The 14,841-nt window shown below is 73.6% G+C and carries 17 protein-coding genes, 1 other RNA gene and 1 pseudogene; 6 read left to right on the top strand and 13 right to left on the bottom strand.

Annotated elements, in window-relative coordinates:
* The first annotated feature begins 33 nt into the window (after window positions 1-33).
* Together KPF47_RS02715 and KPF47_RS02710 are read left to right on the top strand one after the other, a co-directional pair.
* Window positions 34-798, top strand: a complete 765-nt coding sequence (locus KPF47_RS02715) for a 3-keto-5-aminohexanoate cleavage protein (RefSeq protein WP_224386582.1) — start codon at window positions 34-36, stop codon at window positions 796-798.
* A 118-nt stretch (window positions 799-916) separates the two neighbouring features.
* Window positions 917-1,558: a LysE family translocator gene (locus KPF47_RS02710; protein WP_224386581.1), complete on the top strand. Its 642-nt coding sequence runs from the start codon at window positions 917-919 to the stop codon at window positions 1,556-1,558.
* A gap of 76 nt (window positions 1,559-1,634) precedes the next feature.
* Here the strand turns inward: KPF47_RS02710 and KPF47_RS02705 are convergent, their stop codons facing one another.
* The 9 genes and pseudogenes from KPF47_RS02705 to KPF47_RS02670 form a co-directional block, all read right to left on the bottom strand.
* Window positions 1,635-2,894, bottom strand: a complete 1,260-nt coding sequence (locus KPF47_RS02705; RefSeq protein ID WP_224386580.1) for a site-specific integrase — start codon at window positions 2,892-2,894, stop codon at window positions 1,635-1,637.
* A gap of 2 nt (window positions 2,895-2,896) precedes the next feature.
* A complete protein-coding gene (locus KPF47_RS02700; RefSeq protein ID WP_075305716.1) occupies window positions 2,897-3,097 on the bottom strand; it encodes an AlpA family transcriptional regulator in 201 nt (66 codons plus the stop codon).
* Window positions 3,087-4,772 (bottom strand): annotated as a pseudogene (locus KPF47_RS02695) (replication initiator). The gene KPF47_RS02700 and the pseudogene KPF47_RS02695 overlap by 11 nt, the downstream one beginning before the upstream one ends.
* Window positions 4,769-5,026 (bottom strand): hypothetical protein, encoded by a 258-nt coding sequence (locus KPF47_RS39835; protein ID WP_308015298.1) that lies wholly within the window; start codon window positions 5,024-5,026, stop codon window positions 4,769-4,771. The pseudogene KPF47_RS02695 and the gene KPF47_RS39835 overlap by 4 nt, the downstream one beginning before the upstream one ends.
* Window positions 5,001-6,422 (bottom strand): hypothetical protein, encoded by a 1,422-nt coding sequence (locus KPF47_RS02690; RefSeq protein ID WP_308015297.1) that lies wholly within the window; start codon window positions 6,420-6,422, stop codon window positions 5,001-5,003. The genes KPF47_RS39835 and KPF47_RS02690 overlap by 26 nt, the downstream gene beginning before the upstream one ends.
* Window positions 6,419-6,589 carry a hypothetical protein gene (locus tag KPF47_RS02685; RefSeq protein ID WP_178375144.1) on the bottom strand — a complete coding sequence of 57 codons (171 nt, stop codon included), beginning with the start codon at window positions 6,587-6,589 and terminating at the stop codon, window positions 6,419-6,421. Before KPF47_RS02685 ends, KPF47_RS02690 begins: the two co-directional genes overlap by 4 nt.
* A complete protein-coding gene (locus KPF47_RS02680; protein WP_224386579.1) occupies window positions 6,586-6,945 on the bottom strand; it encodes a WhiB family transcriptional regulator in 360 nt (119 codons plus the stop codon). The genes KPF47_RS02685 and KPF47_RS02680 overlap by 4 nt, the downstream gene beginning before the upstream one ends.
* Complete coding sequence (locus KPF47_RS02675) at window positions 6,942-7,337, bottom strand: hypothetical protein (protein ID WP_178375146.1); 396 nt, start codon at window positions 7,335-7,337, stop codon at window positions 6,942-6,944. Before KPF47_RS02675 ends, KPF47_RS02680 begins: the two co-directional genes overlap by 4 nt.
* Before the next feature lie 168 nt (window positions 7,338-7,505).
* Entirely contained in the window at window positions 7,506-7,928 is a 423-nt protein-coding gene (locus KPF47_RS02670) for a plasmid replication, integration and excision activator (protein WP_178375147.1), read from the bottom strand.
* 105 nt (window positions 7,929-8,033) lie between these two features.
* Between KPF47_RS02670 and KPF47_RS02665 the strand changes: the two genes are divergently transcribed.
* Window positions 8,034-8,819, top strand: a complete 786-nt coding sequence (locus tag KPF47_RS02665) for a GntR family transcriptional regulator (protein ID WP_178375148.1) — start codon at window positions 8,034-8,036, stop codon at window positions 8,817-8,819.
* On the top strand, window positions 8,816-9,349 hold the full coding sequence (locus KPF47_RS02660) for a GNAT family N-acetyltransferase (RefSeq protein ID WP_178375149.1): 534 nt from the start codon (window positions 8,816-8,818) through the stop codon (window positions 9,347-9,349). Before KPF47_RS02665 ends, KPF47_RS02660 begins: the two co-directional genes overlap by 4 nt.
* Before the next feature lie 222 nt (window positions 9,350-9,571).
* Here KPF47_RS02660 and KPF47_RS02655 read toward each other — a convergent pair whose 3' ends face one another.
* The 3 genes from KPF47_RS02655 to KPF47_RS02645 form a co-directional block, all read right to left on the bottom strand.
* Window positions 9,572-9,916: a hypothetical protein gene (locus KPF47_RS02655; RefSeq protein ID WP_224386578.1), complete on the bottom strand. Its 345-nt coding sequence runs from the start codon at window positions 9,914-9,916 to the stop codon at window positions 9,572-9,574.
* 419 nt (window positions 9,917-10,335) lie between these two features.
* Window positions 10,336-10,738: RNase P RNA component class A (gene rnpB, locus KPF47_RS02650), an RNA gene on the bottom strand.
* 150 nt (window positions 10,739-10,888) lie between these two features.
* Window positions 10,889-12,319, bottom strand: coding sequence for a YdiU family protein (locus KPF47_RS02645; RefSeq protein ID WP_224386577.1), 1,431 nt, complete (start codon window positions 12,317-12,319; stop codon window positions 10,889-10,891).
* Between the two features lie 73 nt (window positions 12,320-12,392).
* Between KPF47_RS02645 and KPF47_RS02640 the strand changes: the two genes are divergently transcribed.
* A complete protein-coding gene (locus tag KPF47_RS02640) occupies window positions 12,393-13,157 on the top strand; it encodes a sulfite exporter TauE/SafE family protein (protein WP_224386576.1) in 765 nt (254 codons plus the stop codon).
* The gene (locus KPF47_RS02635) at window positions 13,154-14,410 is read left to right on the top strand and encodes an SLC13 family permease (protein ID WP_224386575.1); all 1,257 of its coding nucleotides are present in this window, start codon (window positions 13,154-13,156) and stop codon (window positions 14,408-14,410) included. The genes KPF47_RS02640 and KPF47_RS02635 overlap by 4 nt, the downstream gene beginning before the upstream one ends.
* Before the next feature lie 160 nt (window positions 14,411-14,570).
* Here the strand turns inward: KPF47_RS02635 and KPF47_RS02630 are convergent, their stop codons facing one another.
* Entirely contained in the window at window positions 14,571-14,738 is a 168-nt protein-coding gene (locus KPF47_RS02630; RefSeq protein ID WP_224386574.1) for a hypothetical protein, read from the bottom strand.
* Window positions 14,739-14,841: the final 103 nt, after the last annotated feature.

Genomic DNA, 14,841 nt, shown 5'->3' with positions numbered 1-14,841 from the left:
GACCGGCTCCGGGCGTCGTGACAGGCTGTCGCGATGACCACGACCGGCCCGGTGACGCCGTCCTCCCGCACGGTGCAGGTGGCGCTCAACGGCGACAGCGACCATCCCGCGATGCCCCGCACCCCCGCCGACATCGCCGCCGACGCGGCGGCCTGCGTGGTGGCCGGCGCCACCGTGCTGCACCTGCACGCCTTCGACGACGAGGGGGTCGAGACCCTCGCCGAGCAGGAGGTGGGCCGCACGCTGCGCGCGGTCCGTGCCCGGTGCCCCGGTGTCCCGGTCTCCATGACGACGTTCGCCCAGATCGAGCCGGATCCGGCGCGGCGGCTGGCCACCGTCGCGGCGTGGGACGAGCTCCCCGACCTGGTCCCGGCGAACCAGGGTGAGGACGGCATCACCGAGCTCACCGATCTGCTCGTCGCGCGGGGCGTCGGTGTCGAGGCCTGCGTCTTCTCCGTCGCCGACGTCGAGCGGTTCCTCGAGCGCGGGCGGCACGACCGCTTCGTCCGGATCGTGGTCGAGCCGATGGAACCCGAACCGTCGGCGGCGTGCGACCACGCGGTCCGGATGGAGTCCCTGCTCGCGGAGAACGGCGTGGCGCTCGAACAGGTCCAGCACGGCATGGGAGCCGCGACCTGGCCGGTGCTGCGGCAGGCCGTGCAGCGGGGGCACGGCTTCCGGATCGGCCTGGAGGACACCGGCGAGCTGCCCGACGGCCGGGTGGCGGCGGGCAACCCCGAGCTCGTCGAGGCGGCGCTGACGATCGCGCGGGGCCGCCGGGGCCGTCCCCGGGGGTGAGCACCCACGGGGCGGATCGGGGCCCCTCGCGCGACGCAGACCACTCCTGGCACCCCTGGTCCACCCGGCCACCGCCGTGCTTGGCTCGCGGTCACGAACCCCTCGGTAGGGAGCCGCCGTGATCGAACCGTCCGCAGCGCTGGGGGTCGTCGTGATCGCCCTCGGCATGGTCCTCACGCCCGGACCCAACATGGTGTACCTGACCTCGCGAGCCATCTCGCAGGGCCGACGCGCCGGGCTCGTGTCCCTGGCCGGTACCGCGGTGGGCTTCGGCTGCTATCTCCTCGCCGCGACGGCCGGTCTCTCGGCGCTGTTCGTTGCCGTCCCCGCCGCCTACACCACGGTCAAGATCGCGGGAGCGCTGTACCTCGCGTGGCTGGCCTGGGGCATGCTGCGCCCGGGTGGGCGATCGCCGTTCGAGGCCCGCGACCTCGCCCCCGAACGCGACCGCCGCCTGTTCGGCATGGGGCTGCTCACCAACCTGCTGAACCCCAAGATCGCGCTGATGTACGCCGCGCTCCTGCCCCAGTTCGTCACTCCCGCCGACGGCGCCACCGGGAGCCAGCTCCTCCAGCTCGGGGCCGTCCAGATCGCCGTCGCCGTCACCGTCAACGGCCTGATCGTCCTCACCGCGGCATCGGTTTCCGGGTTCCTGGCCGCGCGACCGCGGGTGATGACCGTCCAGCGATGGGTCGCGGGCACCGTGCTCGGCGGGTTCGCGGTCAGGACCGCGCTCGGCCCCTCCCCGACCACGACCTGAGCCCGGCCGGTCCGGGTCGACCGGCAGGTCGGAGGCTGGGGTGCGGACGAGCCGGTCTGTAAGCCGGATGCAGATGTCACCGCAGGTCAGAGACCTGTGAATCGCTCTGGGCCGGCCCGGGGCCGTCGGGTCGATCCTCGCGGCCCCCGAACGCGGCGTCGATGGCGCGGCGGGTGCGGGCCGAGCTGGACGGCATCAGGTGGGTGTAGGTCCGGAGCGTGAACCCGGGGTCGTGGTGGCCGAGGTACTCGGAGAGCGCCCGGATGTTCTCCCCCGCGTCGAGCAGGACCGAGGCGTAGTAGTGGCGGAGTGCGTGCGTCCCGTCCTGCCGGGTCGGGTTCTGGACACCGGCAGCCTTCCGGGCCGGGTTCCACACGGCTTCGTTGAAGTGGTTGCGCCGCAGCGCTCCCCCGCGCTCGTCGGTGATCAACAGCGGGACGGTCGTCGGTTCGCCGGACGGGGTGCGCCATGGCAGCGTGACCGGCACCGGCGGGAACCGATTCATGTGGTCGTCGACCAGGTCCAGCACGCTGGTCGGGATCGGGACGTCGCGGGTCTTGTTGCGCTTGGGCGGCGCGAACACGAGTCGGCTGTCGACGAGGCGCACTTGCCGAACGACGTGCAGGACGCCGGCCTTCCGGTCGATGTCGTCCGGGGACATGCCGAACGCCTCCCCCTGGCGCAGCCCGCACCCGGCGCCGAGCGCGACGAAGATCGCGAGTCGGTCTCGCATCGCCGCCCGGATCGAGTCCACCCGCTGGCGGGACCACGGGATCACCTTCACCGGCGGGCGTTTGGGCCGGACCACCGACCGGGCGTGGCACGGGTTCTCGCGGATGAGCCGGTCGTCGACCGCCGCGGTGAGGATCGACGAGACGTGCGCGAAGCATCCGGCCTGGTAGCTCTCGGCGACGCCGCGATCCTGCATTCCGCGGATCCAGGTGCGGACGTCGGTCGGGCTGATGGCACCCAGCTCGCGCCGCTCGAAGAACGGCAGGATCTGCGCGTTCAGCCTCCACGTCACGCTGTTGTGGGTCGACGCCTCGAACGTCTGCGAGGCGAGCCAGCGGCCCGCGTAGTCGCCGAAGGTGATCCGACCAGCCTTCGGGTCGATGTAACTGCCGTGGCTCTTGTCGCTCTCCATACTGACCAGGAACTCGTCGGCGGCGCGCTTCCGGCGGTCCGGGAAGCTGCGGCTGCGCTCGCGGCCGTCGGGGTCGAGGAACCGGACCCGGTAGCGGTGTCCACGGCCGAACCGCTCGGTCTTGCGCCGCTCCGTTCGGCCGGTGGCGGGATCTCGCTCCTCGCGCCACCAGCGGTCTTCGACGTGTCCCATGGCTACGCCACCTCCGAGCGGGAAGCGGCGATCCAGGCACGCACCTCGGACGGGTCGTACCGCAGGTGGCGGCCGATCTTGTGCACGGGCGGGCCCTGGCCGAGCCACTTCCACTGGTAGAGGGTCTGGACGGGAACGCCGAGATAGTGGGACAGCTCAGCGGCCGTCCACAGCGGATGGATCTCCGGTCGCTCACGCTGCACGACGGTCCTCCGGGGCGTCGCCGGGCCCGGTTGCCGAACGGTCGTCGGGTGGTGCGTCGATGGTGGCGAGGACGGCGGCGTCGTAGTCCGCGCGCCATCGGCTCCGTTGGTTGATCGCGTGGAGCAGCAGCACGGTCCGGGGTGGCACGTCGGTGTCACCGGGCTTCGTGGTCTGCCACTCGAACGGGCCGTCGTCGACGGCGTAGGCGGGCTGGACCCCGGCGCGGTCAAGGAGTTGCCGAACGAACGCCGTCCGCTCCGCCCGGTGGTCCGACAGGCTCTTGTTGGACCACTTGCGCGAGACCAGCACCCGGCGACCGGCGATCCCGAGGTGCTCGGGCTTATGCGCCTTGCCCTTGCAATGCCCTGGCGTCGTCCCGGGCCGGACGCCCTTGGGCTCGATGCCATAGAGCAGCCAGATCGGGCAGCGCGGCGAGCACGGCGTGACGGCCAGCTCGGCGGCCAGGCGGCGGGCGTGCTCCCGCTGGCGCGCGGTGGCGGACTCGTCGAGGCCCGCGGCCTGCCCGACGGACTTGGTGAGGTACTTGGTCAGGTAGCCGATGTGGCGGCCGGCCTCCTCAGAACCGCCGAGGATGCCCTTGACGTGGACCTGCGGCCCGAACACGACTGTGTGCGCCGGGGTGGTCAGGGTGTCGGGGTCGGTGGCCTCGTCCCAGGTCGGCAGGGGCTCGCGGGTCTGCGGGTCGACGAACGCGCGGTGGTGGTGGTCCCAGCGCGGGAGCCGGTCCCCGCTGTAGACGATCTCGTCGTGGGGCGGCCACCACACCTGGTGGTAGGTCGCGGCGGTGATCGCCCGCAGCTCCGAGCGCGGGATCGTGCCCCGGATGGCGGCGTGGAAGTGCGGTGCCCCACGCTTCTGCGGCTCGACGGTGCCGAAGTACTGCACGTCCCAGCCCACACAGCGGCGGGTGTTCTGCCAGAACCGGTCGAGCAGCTTGGGGAAGTGGATCGCGTCGCGGGCGGCCCGGCGGTAGTCGTAGGAGTCCGGGTCGAGCGCGGCGCCGTGCTTGTCCACCCGCCCGTAGGTGTCCAGGGTCAGGGTGAGGAACGTGGAGGGCCGGTACTTGCCGCCGAACACCCGCCCGAGGGTGCGGTCCTCGACCGGGCGGCGGGGCAGGTTCGGTGCGTCCTGCCGACGGCGGGTCGAGCGGCGCACGGTCTGTGGTGTCGGGTCGAGCGGCGCCAGGCGCCCGCGGACCCCGAGAGCGCGTAGTTCCTGGTCGACCTCGGCGACGGTCTCGCGGATCTCCTCGCACTCCTCCTCGTCGCCCTAGGCGCGGGCGTCGGTGTAGGCGGCGTGCAGGTCCGCCCGGACCGTCATCAGCTCCTTCTGCGCGGCGGTCGGGTCAGCGGGCTTGGCGATCGGTTCGTCCTCGAGGTGCCAGCCCTCGCGGCACTGGACCATCCGCAGGCGTCGGGCCTTCTCCGCGCACGGGCGGCACTGGTCCTCCCGCGTCGACCCGCACGGGACGGGGACGACGTCGACCCGCCCGCTGCTCTGGTCGATCCGCCGCATGGCCAGCGGGCGGACGCAGACGCCGTGGTCTTCCGCGAGCTGCGTGGCGACCTCGTTGGACAGCGCCAGCATGGCTTTCTGTGCTCGGCTGAGCTTGTCCTGGTCGATCGGGGCGGCGGGGCTCTCCGGGGCCGTCATGCGGCACCTCCGGCGGGCAGGGCGGGTGTGCCAGGCCGGAACGGCAGCACCGGCGCCGGCCGCCGGGCCGGGTCCGGGGAGGGTGCGGTCACGAACCGTTCGAGAGCCTTGATCGCCTCGTCCGGCACCCAGGACGCCCGGACCCGCAGGGGTTCGCGGACGCCCTCGCCGAACAGGTAGCCGACGCCGGGTTCGGACTCCCCGATGCGATTCGCCCACGCACCCCGGTCATACGCCTGATCCCCCAGCACCATCCCGACGTGGGACTTGGAGGCCACGCGCAGGCAGATGCGGCGCGGGAACAGCTCCCGGACCGGGACGGTGTCCTTGGTCGGCTCCTGCACGTACCCGCGCACGGTGAACCCAAGGGCACGGCCCTGGGTGGTCAACAAGGCGATCCGCTCGGTGATCGCCTCCCGGGTCTTGCGGTCGCCGACGTAGCGCAGCAGGGCGCCGATCTCGTCGAACTCCACGATCTCCAACGGCGTCTCGGCGGTGATCGGGACGAGCCGGGTAGTTCCGGCGTGCTCGCGCTTGCGGGTCTCCATCTGCTCGACCAAGTCGTCGAGCAGCGCCAGAGCGTCCTTGCTGGTGACGGCGTAGCGGTGGAACACGTCGCCGGCCATACGCGAGTTCCATGCCCTTCGGGTCGATCCCGTTGACCCGCACGAGGCCGTCCCGGATCGCAGGGGCGATCGAGAGCAGGGGTGCCCACATCAGGGAGCCCTTGCCCGCGCCGGTGGCGCCGCCGACGAGGGTGTGGCTGCCGCGGATCGACTGCCGCCACTCGGTCCCGTACTCGGTCGCCCCGGACAGCACCCGGTCCAGGTCGATCGCGTCGCCGGTGAGGCCGGCCATCGCGTCGAGGGCCGGGGCGTCGATGACGCGGTCGAGCAGGTTGCGGCGCTGGTAGTCGATCGACACCACGTTCGGGCCCAGCTCGCGGACCTGGCAGCGGTTCACCCCGCGAGCGACGGCCAGCGCCCGGGCGGCGGTGTCGAAGTCCTCCGGGGTCTGCCCCGGCACCAGACGCACCGTCACTTCGTCCCAGGACGGGCCGGAACGCACCGACAGGATGCGCGGGAGCTGGTCGCGGCGCGGCCGGGACCGGGGCGCGGTCGCGGTCCGTCGGAGCGGGTTGACCTGGATGACCGTGGCCCCGGCCCGGTCGGGGACGGTCAGGTTGCAGGAGCGCAGCCAGCGCGGCATCCGCGGGGCGTAGACGGCCCAGCGCTGCCACCACGACCGGATCCGCCGTCCCGCCCAGTGGTCGAACGGCAGCGGCGCCGCGATCCGCCACAGCCCCAGCGCGGCCGCCAGGGCGAGGGTGACGGCGAGCAGCGAGGCCCAGCCGAGGAACCAGCACCACGCCGACACCACCGTGACCGTGGAGGTGGTGCGCCAGTGCCGGACCGCCCACACCAGCGCGAGGACGATCCCCTTGGCGGCGAGGTAGAGGGCGACGAACACAACGGCGGCCGTGGCGAGGGCTTCCAGGACCCGGGCCAGGTAGTGCCCGATCCGGTAGAGCACGTAGAGCACGGCTGCCAGGGCGGCGCCGCCGACCATGCTGATCTGCTCCCACGACAGCGGCACCTCGGCGGCCGGAGTGACGGCGGTGACGGTGGTGACGGTGGTGGTGGTGATCATCGACGGTTCCCCTTCCGGCGGGTGGTGCGGACGGTGGTGAGCGAGACCAGGACGAGCTGGTCGAGGTGGTCGGCGCACCGACGGCGCCGCGGGTCGGGCCGCTCATGCAGCGGGACACGGCAGACCTCGCACCGCGGCAGGCGCGGTGGCTTCGCGGTGGCGCTCACGCGACGTCACCCCCAGCCGTCGGGACCGTGCTGGCGGGGACGGTGGTGATGGTGAGTCCGGCGCGGTGCAGGGTCCGACGCTCGGCCGGGGTGGTGCCGCCGGTGATCCCGAACCGCCGCGCCGGGTCCTCCGTGGCCAGGACGTCGGCCAGGCACGCCGCGCGCACGGGGCAGCCCCGGCACACCCGACGCGGCGGCTCCACCGAGACGGCGCGGTCATCGACCGGGAAGAACAGCTCGGTGTCCAACCCAGCGCACGCCGCGTCGTCACGCCACCCGGGCCCGGAGACGACGACAGCCGGGTCGGTGATCGGGACCAGCCGCAGCACCGGCCGCCCGGACGACACCGCACTCATCGGGCCACCACCGCCGAGGCGCCGGGCAGGCCAGGGGCGACCGGCTCGATCAGGCCGAGGTCGGCCCAGTTCGACATGGCCCCCGCGACCTCCGAGGTCGGACGCTGCTCGGCGCGGGCCTGCCAGTCGGCGGCGGTGTCGGACCAGAACCGGGCCTCGCGCTCGGCGGCGGTCACGGCGGCGTAGGCGGCCTGGGCGTGGATGAGTGGCATGGCGTGGTCGCCGACGATGCTGCGCTCCAACACCGCCCACCAGCGGGCCCGGCGCGAGTGCAGCTCGGCCAGACGACGGGCACGGGCGGCGTGGGCGAGCGGGTCCCCGGGCGGCGGCGGGGCGGTATCGCGGATCGCGGCGGCGACCCGACGGAGGCCGGCCTCCACGAGCAGGGCCACCGGAACCACCGTCGAGGCAGTGGGGGCGGGTACAAGCTGGGTGTTCATCTAGGGTCGGTGTCCTTCCGAACTCTGATGCCTGGCTAGGGCGTGAGGTGAGGGAGATCCGGAGGGGGAGCCCGTTGCAGCGGGCCCCCCTCCACCTGCGAGAGCAGGCGAGAGCGCGTCTCAGGCTGCGTCCTGGTTCTTGCCCGGGGCGGGACGCTGGTGCCCGGGAGCGCGCATCCCGGCCGCCCGGAAGCTGTAGGCCACCCGGGGCCGGCCCCCGGACTCCTGCACATACGGCGTCACGGTCAGCCCGTCGAACTCGACCGGGCGGAACGGCAACCCCGCGGCGGCCTCGGGCGGGACCGGCTGGTGCGGCGCGGCGATCTTCACCGTCACCGTCTTGTCCGTCCGGCGTGCAGCGGGGTCGGCGTCGAGGACCGACACCGACCACACCGGGAGACCGGACTCCTTGTCGAGCTGCTGCACCGGGCGCCCCGGCGTGGACTTGTCGAAGTCGCGCACCGGCTCGACCTCCGAGACGACGAACGCGCCGTGCGGGAACACGTCGCCCATCGCGACGGGGAACTTGTTGGTGATCGCCATGACTGACCTCCTGGTTGTGTGTCGCCTCACTGGCTTGAGCCAGTACAGCAGCCTTGAGCCAGCGGGTCAAGTGGCTGGCTCAGGCCAGTTCGCTATCGTGAAGACATGACGTCTTCGGCACGGGCGCCGCGGGGCGCCAACAGCGACTACCGAGCCATCGCGCACGAGCTGCGCGAGGCGATCACCTCGGGCGAGTACCCGCCCGGCGACAAGCTCCCCTCAGAGCGCGCGCTCGCCGAGCAGCACGGCGCCGCCCGCAACACCGCCCGCGAGGCCATCGCCGCCCTGCGCCGCGAGGGCCTGGTTAGCGCCCACCACGGCCGCGGAGTGTTCGTCCGCAGCAAGCCGCGGTGGATGCGCTTCGGTCGCCGCCGCTACAGCGCCGCGATGCGCTCCACCAACGAGCTCGGCCCGTTCGGCGCCGAGGCCGTCGCCCAGGGCCGGACCCCGCACGTCGACTCCCGCATCACCAGGGTCGAGGCACCCGCGGAAGTCGCCGAGCGGCTCGGGATCGACCCCGGGACCCCGGTCGTGCAGCGCGAGAACTGGTACTTCGCCGACGACGAGCCGTTGCAGATCGGTGTCACCTACGCCGCGTGGAGCCTGGTCGAGGGCAACCCCCTCGGCCACTCCGCCGACCTCGGTCCGGAGGGCATCTACGGCCAGTTCGCCGCCCTCGGCCACGTGATCACCCACGTCCGCGAGGAGATCTCGGCGAGGATGCCCACTCGCGAGGAGGCCCAGCGCATGACAATCCCCGACGGCGTCCCGGTGATCGAGCTGTGGCACACCGGGATCAACGCCGACCGAGAACCGTTCGAGGTGACCCGCTTCGTGATGCGCGCGGACTACTCCGCTCTCGACTACGACATGCCGGTGGAGGACCAGTGACCGAGCCAGTGCGCACCGTCCGCGAACGCCAGGACGGCGACCTTCCCGCACTCGCCGGAGTACTGGAGCGGGTCCACGCCCACGACGGATACCCGGTGGAGGGCATCGCCGATCCCCGGGCATGGCTGGAGCACCCGCACGAGATCCGGAGCTGGACCGCCGTCGTCGACGACGTCCCGGTCGGGCAGGTCACGCTCACCGATGCCCAGCCGGACGACGACGCGGCCCGCGCCTGGATCGAACACACCGGCGGCCACGGCACCGACATCGCCGTCATGGCTCGCCTGTTCCTGGACCCCGGGCACCGCGGGACGGGCCTCGCGGGCTTCCTGATCCTCGCCCTACGTCACCACGCCCAGCTCATCGGCCGGACTGTGGTCTTCGACGTGATGGCCAAGGACACCGCCGCCGCCGGGCTCTACGACCGCTCCGGCGCTGAGCGGATCGCCGAGGTCACCCACCGGTTCGGCGACGGCCTCACCGAACCCGCCCTGGTCTACGTCTTCTCGGCCCCGCGGGTCGCAGGCTGACCAACAGCCCGACCGGACCGAAACGACGGCTCACGTCCGCGTGCTGCCGAATCCGCCTCTTGAGGATCAAGGCGCCGCCTCCGGCGGCGCGGGGCCGGCCACGCCGGCCCCGTCGCTCGCTCACTACACCTCCGGCCCGTTCGCGGCGCCGTGGCTCGGCTACCCGGCCCCAGGCCAACGGAGGACGCGCCGGATCTCCAGAGCCAGGCTCGGGAGCAGTCGTCAGCCGAGACGTCGTCGCGCTTCGCCGAGCCGGTCGAGCAGCTCGATCATCCGCTCGGCCTTCTGGGCGTCCTGCTCACGGTCGACGCGAAAGCGGTTCAGGAACTCGACCTGCGCAGCGTCAAGCTCGACGAGCTGGTAGGTCAGGCATAGGTCCTCTGCAGCCTTCATCCCGCGGCTCCTGTCGCGCCACCGTTCGAGCGCGGCCCGGTACTCGATCCTCCTGCCTTCGGTGGGATCGGAGTCGTAGGCGGTCGAGCACTCGGTCAGCTCAGTCTCCGAGCGCTCCAAGAGGTGCTCGGCTCGTGCCAGCTCGGCGGCCGCGCCTTCCGGATCGGGTGTCACACCGCTCACCGTAGAGCAGGAGACTCGGCGAATCCCGGAGCCGCCATGAAGACCGAAGGACCCGGGCTCCGCCCGGACCCGACACTGCTCGGAGATCAGGGGAGTGCGGCGGGGCTGGTGATCTCCTCACGGCGCGCCGAAACGGCAGCCAGGCCGGGGAGCGGGGTGCAAGGCGGGACCCCGTGCCCTGCACCCCGCTCCCCGGCCTGGCAGGGGTGAACCCGCGCCGCGAGGAGATCACCAGCGGGCCGGGCGTGTGGGGAAGAGCCGGGACAGCGCGACGAGCATGATCATGTCCCGGGCCGTCGCTGGGCCGTGGGACGTCGCAGACCGTCGAGAGACGACGAGAGGTCGCGAGAGAGTTTCCGCTGGTCAACGATCGAACCCCGCTCCCCCGGCGCATGTCGGGGAGAGCGGGGCGGACGAGTCGGTCTGTAAGCCGGATCCTGTTCCCGGGCACCTCGCGGTGCTCCGTTCGGCGACCATCCATCTCGGCCTGCCGTCGCCGGCAGGCTCCAGCGGTCCACCCGCAGGCTCGGGCGGGCAGCCCTCGTGCGCCTGCGCAGCCGTACACGTACGGCCTCTCGACCTTGCTCCGGGTGGGGTTTACCGAGCCACCCCGGTCACCCGGGGTGCTGGTGGTCTCTTACACCACCGTTTCACCCTTACCCCGCGGCTCCGGGGAGCCGCGTGGCGGTCTGTTCTCTGTGGCACTGTCCCGCGGGTCGCCCCGGGTTGCCGTTGACAACCACCCTGCCCTGTGGAGTCCGGACTTTCCTCGGCGGGACCCGGGGGTCCCGCCGCGGCCGCCCGACCGACTCGTCCGCGTTGACGAGGATACCCGCGCCGCGCACGCGGTCCGCACGGCCTCCGCCGGCGCGGCGCGGCCCGGGCCGCCGTCGGCCCGGGGGGCGCCGTCCGCGCCGGTGGGCGCCCCGGCGCGGCACCCCGCCGACGACCGCGGCGCGCCGCTCAGGTCCCGCAGAACGTCATGAACGGCGGCGCGTCCGGACCGGCCGGCTGCGCGTAGCGCTCGTAGCCCTCCCGCTCGGTGAACGGGTCGGCCAGGACCTGCAGCAGCCACTGCACCGGCTCCAGGTCGCCGTCGACGACGGCCGCCCCGAGCGCCTCCTCCACCAGGTGGTTGCGCGGCACGTACACCGGGTTGACCCGGTCCATCGCGTCGGCGTCCGGGCCCGCGGCGCGCCAGGACTCCAGCCAGGCGTCGAGCGCGGTGGGGTCGCCGAGCAGGGCACGCACCGGCCCGGTGTCGCCGCGGGCGGCGTCGGACAGGCGCCGGAAGAACAGGGTGTGGTCGGGCCTCTGGTCCGCCAGCAGCGCGAACAGGCCACCGAGCAGCTCGGGCGTGCCGACTCCGATCTTCGCGAGGTAGCCGCGGTCGCGGGCGGCGAGATAGCTGTCGGCGAAGCCCGTCAGCTCCTCGGTGGCCAGCTCGACCGCCTCGTCCTGGGAGTCGGCGAGCAGCGGGAGCAGGGCCTCGCCGAAGCGGGCCAGGTTCCACTGGGCGATGCCGGGCTGGTTGCCGTAGGCGTAGCGGCCGCCGGAGTCGATCGAGGAGAACCAGGTCGCCGGGTCGTGGGCGTCGAGGAACGCGCAGGGGCCGTAGTCGATGGTCTCGCCGGAGATCGTCATGTTGTCGGTGTTCATCACCCCGTGCACGAACCCGATCTGCATCCACCGCGCGACCAGCTCGGCCTGCGCGGTGATGACCGCGCGGTAGAGCTCCCGCGGTGACGACGCGCCGGGGTGGTGCCGGGCGACGGCGTACTCGGCGAGCCGGCGCAGCAGCGCGGTGTCGCCGGTCGCCGCCGCGAACTGGAACGTCCCGACCCGCAGGTGGCTGGCGGCGGTGCGGGCGAGGACGGCGCCCGGCTCCGGGCCGCGCTCGCGCAGGACCGGCTCCCCGGTCGCGACGACGGCGAGCGAGCGGGTCGACGGCACGCCGAGGGCGTGCATGGCCTCGGAGATCACGTACTCGCGCAGCATCGGCCCGAGCGGGGCCTTCCCGTCGCCGCCGCGGGCGAACGGGGTCCGCCCGGAGCCCTTGAGGTGCAGGTCGCGGCGGGTGCCGTCGGGGGCGACGAGCTCGCCGACGAGCAGCGCCCTGCCGTCGCCCAGCCGGGGTGAGTAGTTGCCGAACTGGTGCCCGGCGTAGGCCTGCGCGACGGTCGTCGCCGAGTCGGGCACGGCGGTGCCGGTGAGCAGCGCCAGCCCGTCGGGGGTGCGCAGCTGCGCCGGGTCCAGGCCCAGCTCGCGGGCCAGGGACTCGTTGAGCAGCACCAGCCGCGGGTCCGGCGCCGGGGCGGCCTGCCAGGGCACGAAGAGCCCGTCCAGGTCGCGGACGAAGGTGTTCTCGAACGCGATCTCGGTGGCTGCGGTCATCGCTCCAGGCTACGGACCCGCGCGGCCCGCTGCCGGGGAGCAGCGCGCCGTTCCACCGGGATACCGTCCGGTGGTGATCGACCTCTCCCAGCCGTGGGCGCTGGTGTTCCTGCTGGTGGCCGGGCTGCTCGCGGGTGCGGTGAACGCCGTCGCGGGCGGCGGATCGCTGCTGGTGTTCCCGGCGCTGCTCGGGGTGGGGTTTCCGCCGCTGGCGGCGAACGTGACGAACTCCGTCGCGCAGTGGCCGGGCTACGCCGGGCTGGTGGCCGGCGCGCGGCGCGAGCTGCCCGGGCAGGGCCGCCGGATCGCGCTGACCGCGGTGGCCGCGGCTGTGGGCAGCGCCGTCGGCTGCGGGCTGCTGCTGGTGCTGCCCGGTTCGGTGTTCGACGCCGTCGTCCCGGTGCTGGTCATCGTGGCCAGCCTGACGATGGCGGCCGGGCCGTGGCTGAAACGGCGGATCGGCGGCCCGGTCGCCGACGGCCGCGACCGCACCCGGGCGCTGCTCGTCGCGGTGTTCCTCGCCGCGGTCTACGGCGGCTACTTCGGCGGGGCGCTGGGCGTGGTGCTGATCTCGACGCTGTCGCTGTTCGCCCACGACGAGCTGCGCAGGCTCAACGCGCTCAAGGGCGTGCTGTCGCTGGTCGTGGCGACGGTGACCGTGGTCGTGTTCGCCCTCGGCGCCCCGGTCGACTGGCTCGCCGTCGCGCTGCTCGCTCCGACCACGCTGGTCGGGGGGTACGTCGGGGCCCTGGTCGCGCGCCGGATGCCGGAGACCCTGCTGCGCTGGGCGGTGGTCCTGCTCGGCCTGGCCGTCGGCGTCGCGCTGCTGTTCACGTGAGCCTGCTGCTCGCGGTCGCGTTGCTGGCCGCGGTCCTCGCCGCCGCGACGCTGCGCCCGTTCGGGCTGCCCGAGGCCGTGGTCGCGGTCCCCGCCGCGCTGGTCGCCGTCGGCGCCGGGCTGGTGACCCCGGCCGGGGCGTGGACCGAGATCGGCGAGCTCACCCCGACCGTCGGTTTCCTCGCCGCGATCCTGCTGCTCGGGCACCTCGCCGACGCCGAGGGTGTGTTCCGCTGGCTCGGCGCGCGGCTCGCGACGGCGTCCGCCGGGTCCCCGCGACGGCTGCTGGTCGCGGTGTTCGCCGCCGCGGCCGGGACGACCGCGGTGCTGAGCCTGGACGCGACGGTGGTGCTGCTGACCCCGGTGGTGCTGGCGACGGCGACGCGCCTCGGCGTGGCCTCGCGACCGCACTCGTTCGCCTGCGCGCACCTGTCGAACTCCGCGTCGGGGCTGCTGCCGGTGTCGAACCTGACCAACCTGCTCGCGTTCTCGGCGTCGGGGGTGGGCTTCCTGACCTTCGCCGGGCTGATGGTCGGGCCCTGGCTGACGGTGATCGTCGTCGAGTACCTGGTGCTGAGGTGGGTGTTCCGGCGCGACCTGGCCGGGACGCCGGAGCCGCCACCGGTCGACCCCGCGGTGCCGGCACCACACGCGCCGGTCGTCGCGCTGACGGTGCTCGGGCTGACCCTGGCCGGGTTCGCGGTGGCCTCACCGCTGGGCGTGGGTCCCGGCTGGGTCGCGGCGGCCGGGGCCGCGGTGCTGGCGGTGCGGGCGCTGGTGCGCCGGGAGACCGGGCCGCTGCGCCTGGTCGCCGCGGCCTCACCCGGCTTCTGCCTGTTCGTGCTCGCCCTGGGCGTGGTCGTGGCCGGGCTCGGAGCGCAAGGACTGTCCGGCTGGATCGGCTCGTTGCTGCCCGACGCCCCGGACCTGGCCGGGCTGCTGGTGACCGCGGCCGTCGCGGCGGTTCTGGCGAACCTGGTGAACAACCTGCCCGCCACGCTGGTGCTGCTCACCGCGCTCGGCCCGGCCGCGCACCCCGGGCTGATCCTGGCGATGCTGCTGGGCGTCAACATCGGGCCGAACCTGACCTACGCGGGGTCGCTCGCCACCCTGCTGTGGCGCCGCATCGCCACCGCCCACGGAGACCCGCCGCGGCTCGCGACGTTCCTGCGGCTCGGCGCGGTCTCCGTGCCGCTGGGCCTGCTCGCCGCGACGACCGCGCTCTGGGCCGCGCTCGCGGTGGTGCCACAGTAGCCGGACGGCCCGACGCGGCCGGCGGGGTCTGCGGACGCCGCGGGCAGCGCGGAGCGCGGGCCGCGACGCGGGGACCGCACGGTCCGCGCCGCACGGTCCGCACAGCGCTCCGGCCCCGCCCGGAAGGGGGCGGGGCCGGTCGCGGACGGTGGGACGGGGATCAGAACTCGTGGGCCATGTCGTGGCCGAGGTCGGTGTCCGGGTCCATCTCGCGGGCCGGGACGCCGAGCGGGCGGGAGCTGCCGCGCCGCTGCTGCGGCAGCCGCGCGACCACCTTCATCTCGTGTGCCAGGTCGTAGCCGTAGTCGTGCTCGTGGATCTGCGACATCGCTGTCCTCACCGTCTCCCTGTTCCCCGCCGACACCGGGACCGCCGTTCACGCTCCGTAGGTCGACCACCCCGTACGGTGCACGCGCAGCATCGCTCAGGCG

It is taken from the genome of Pseudonocardia sp. ICBG1293 (assembly GCF_020131355.1).
In the GTDB taxonomy this organism is placed as follows: Bacteria; Actinomycetota; Actinomycetes; order Mycobacteriales; family Pseudonocardiaceae; genus Pseudonocardia.
The sequence above is the reverse complement of the archived record's forward strand: the minus strand, read 5'-3'. Positions and strand labels throughout refer to the sequence as shown.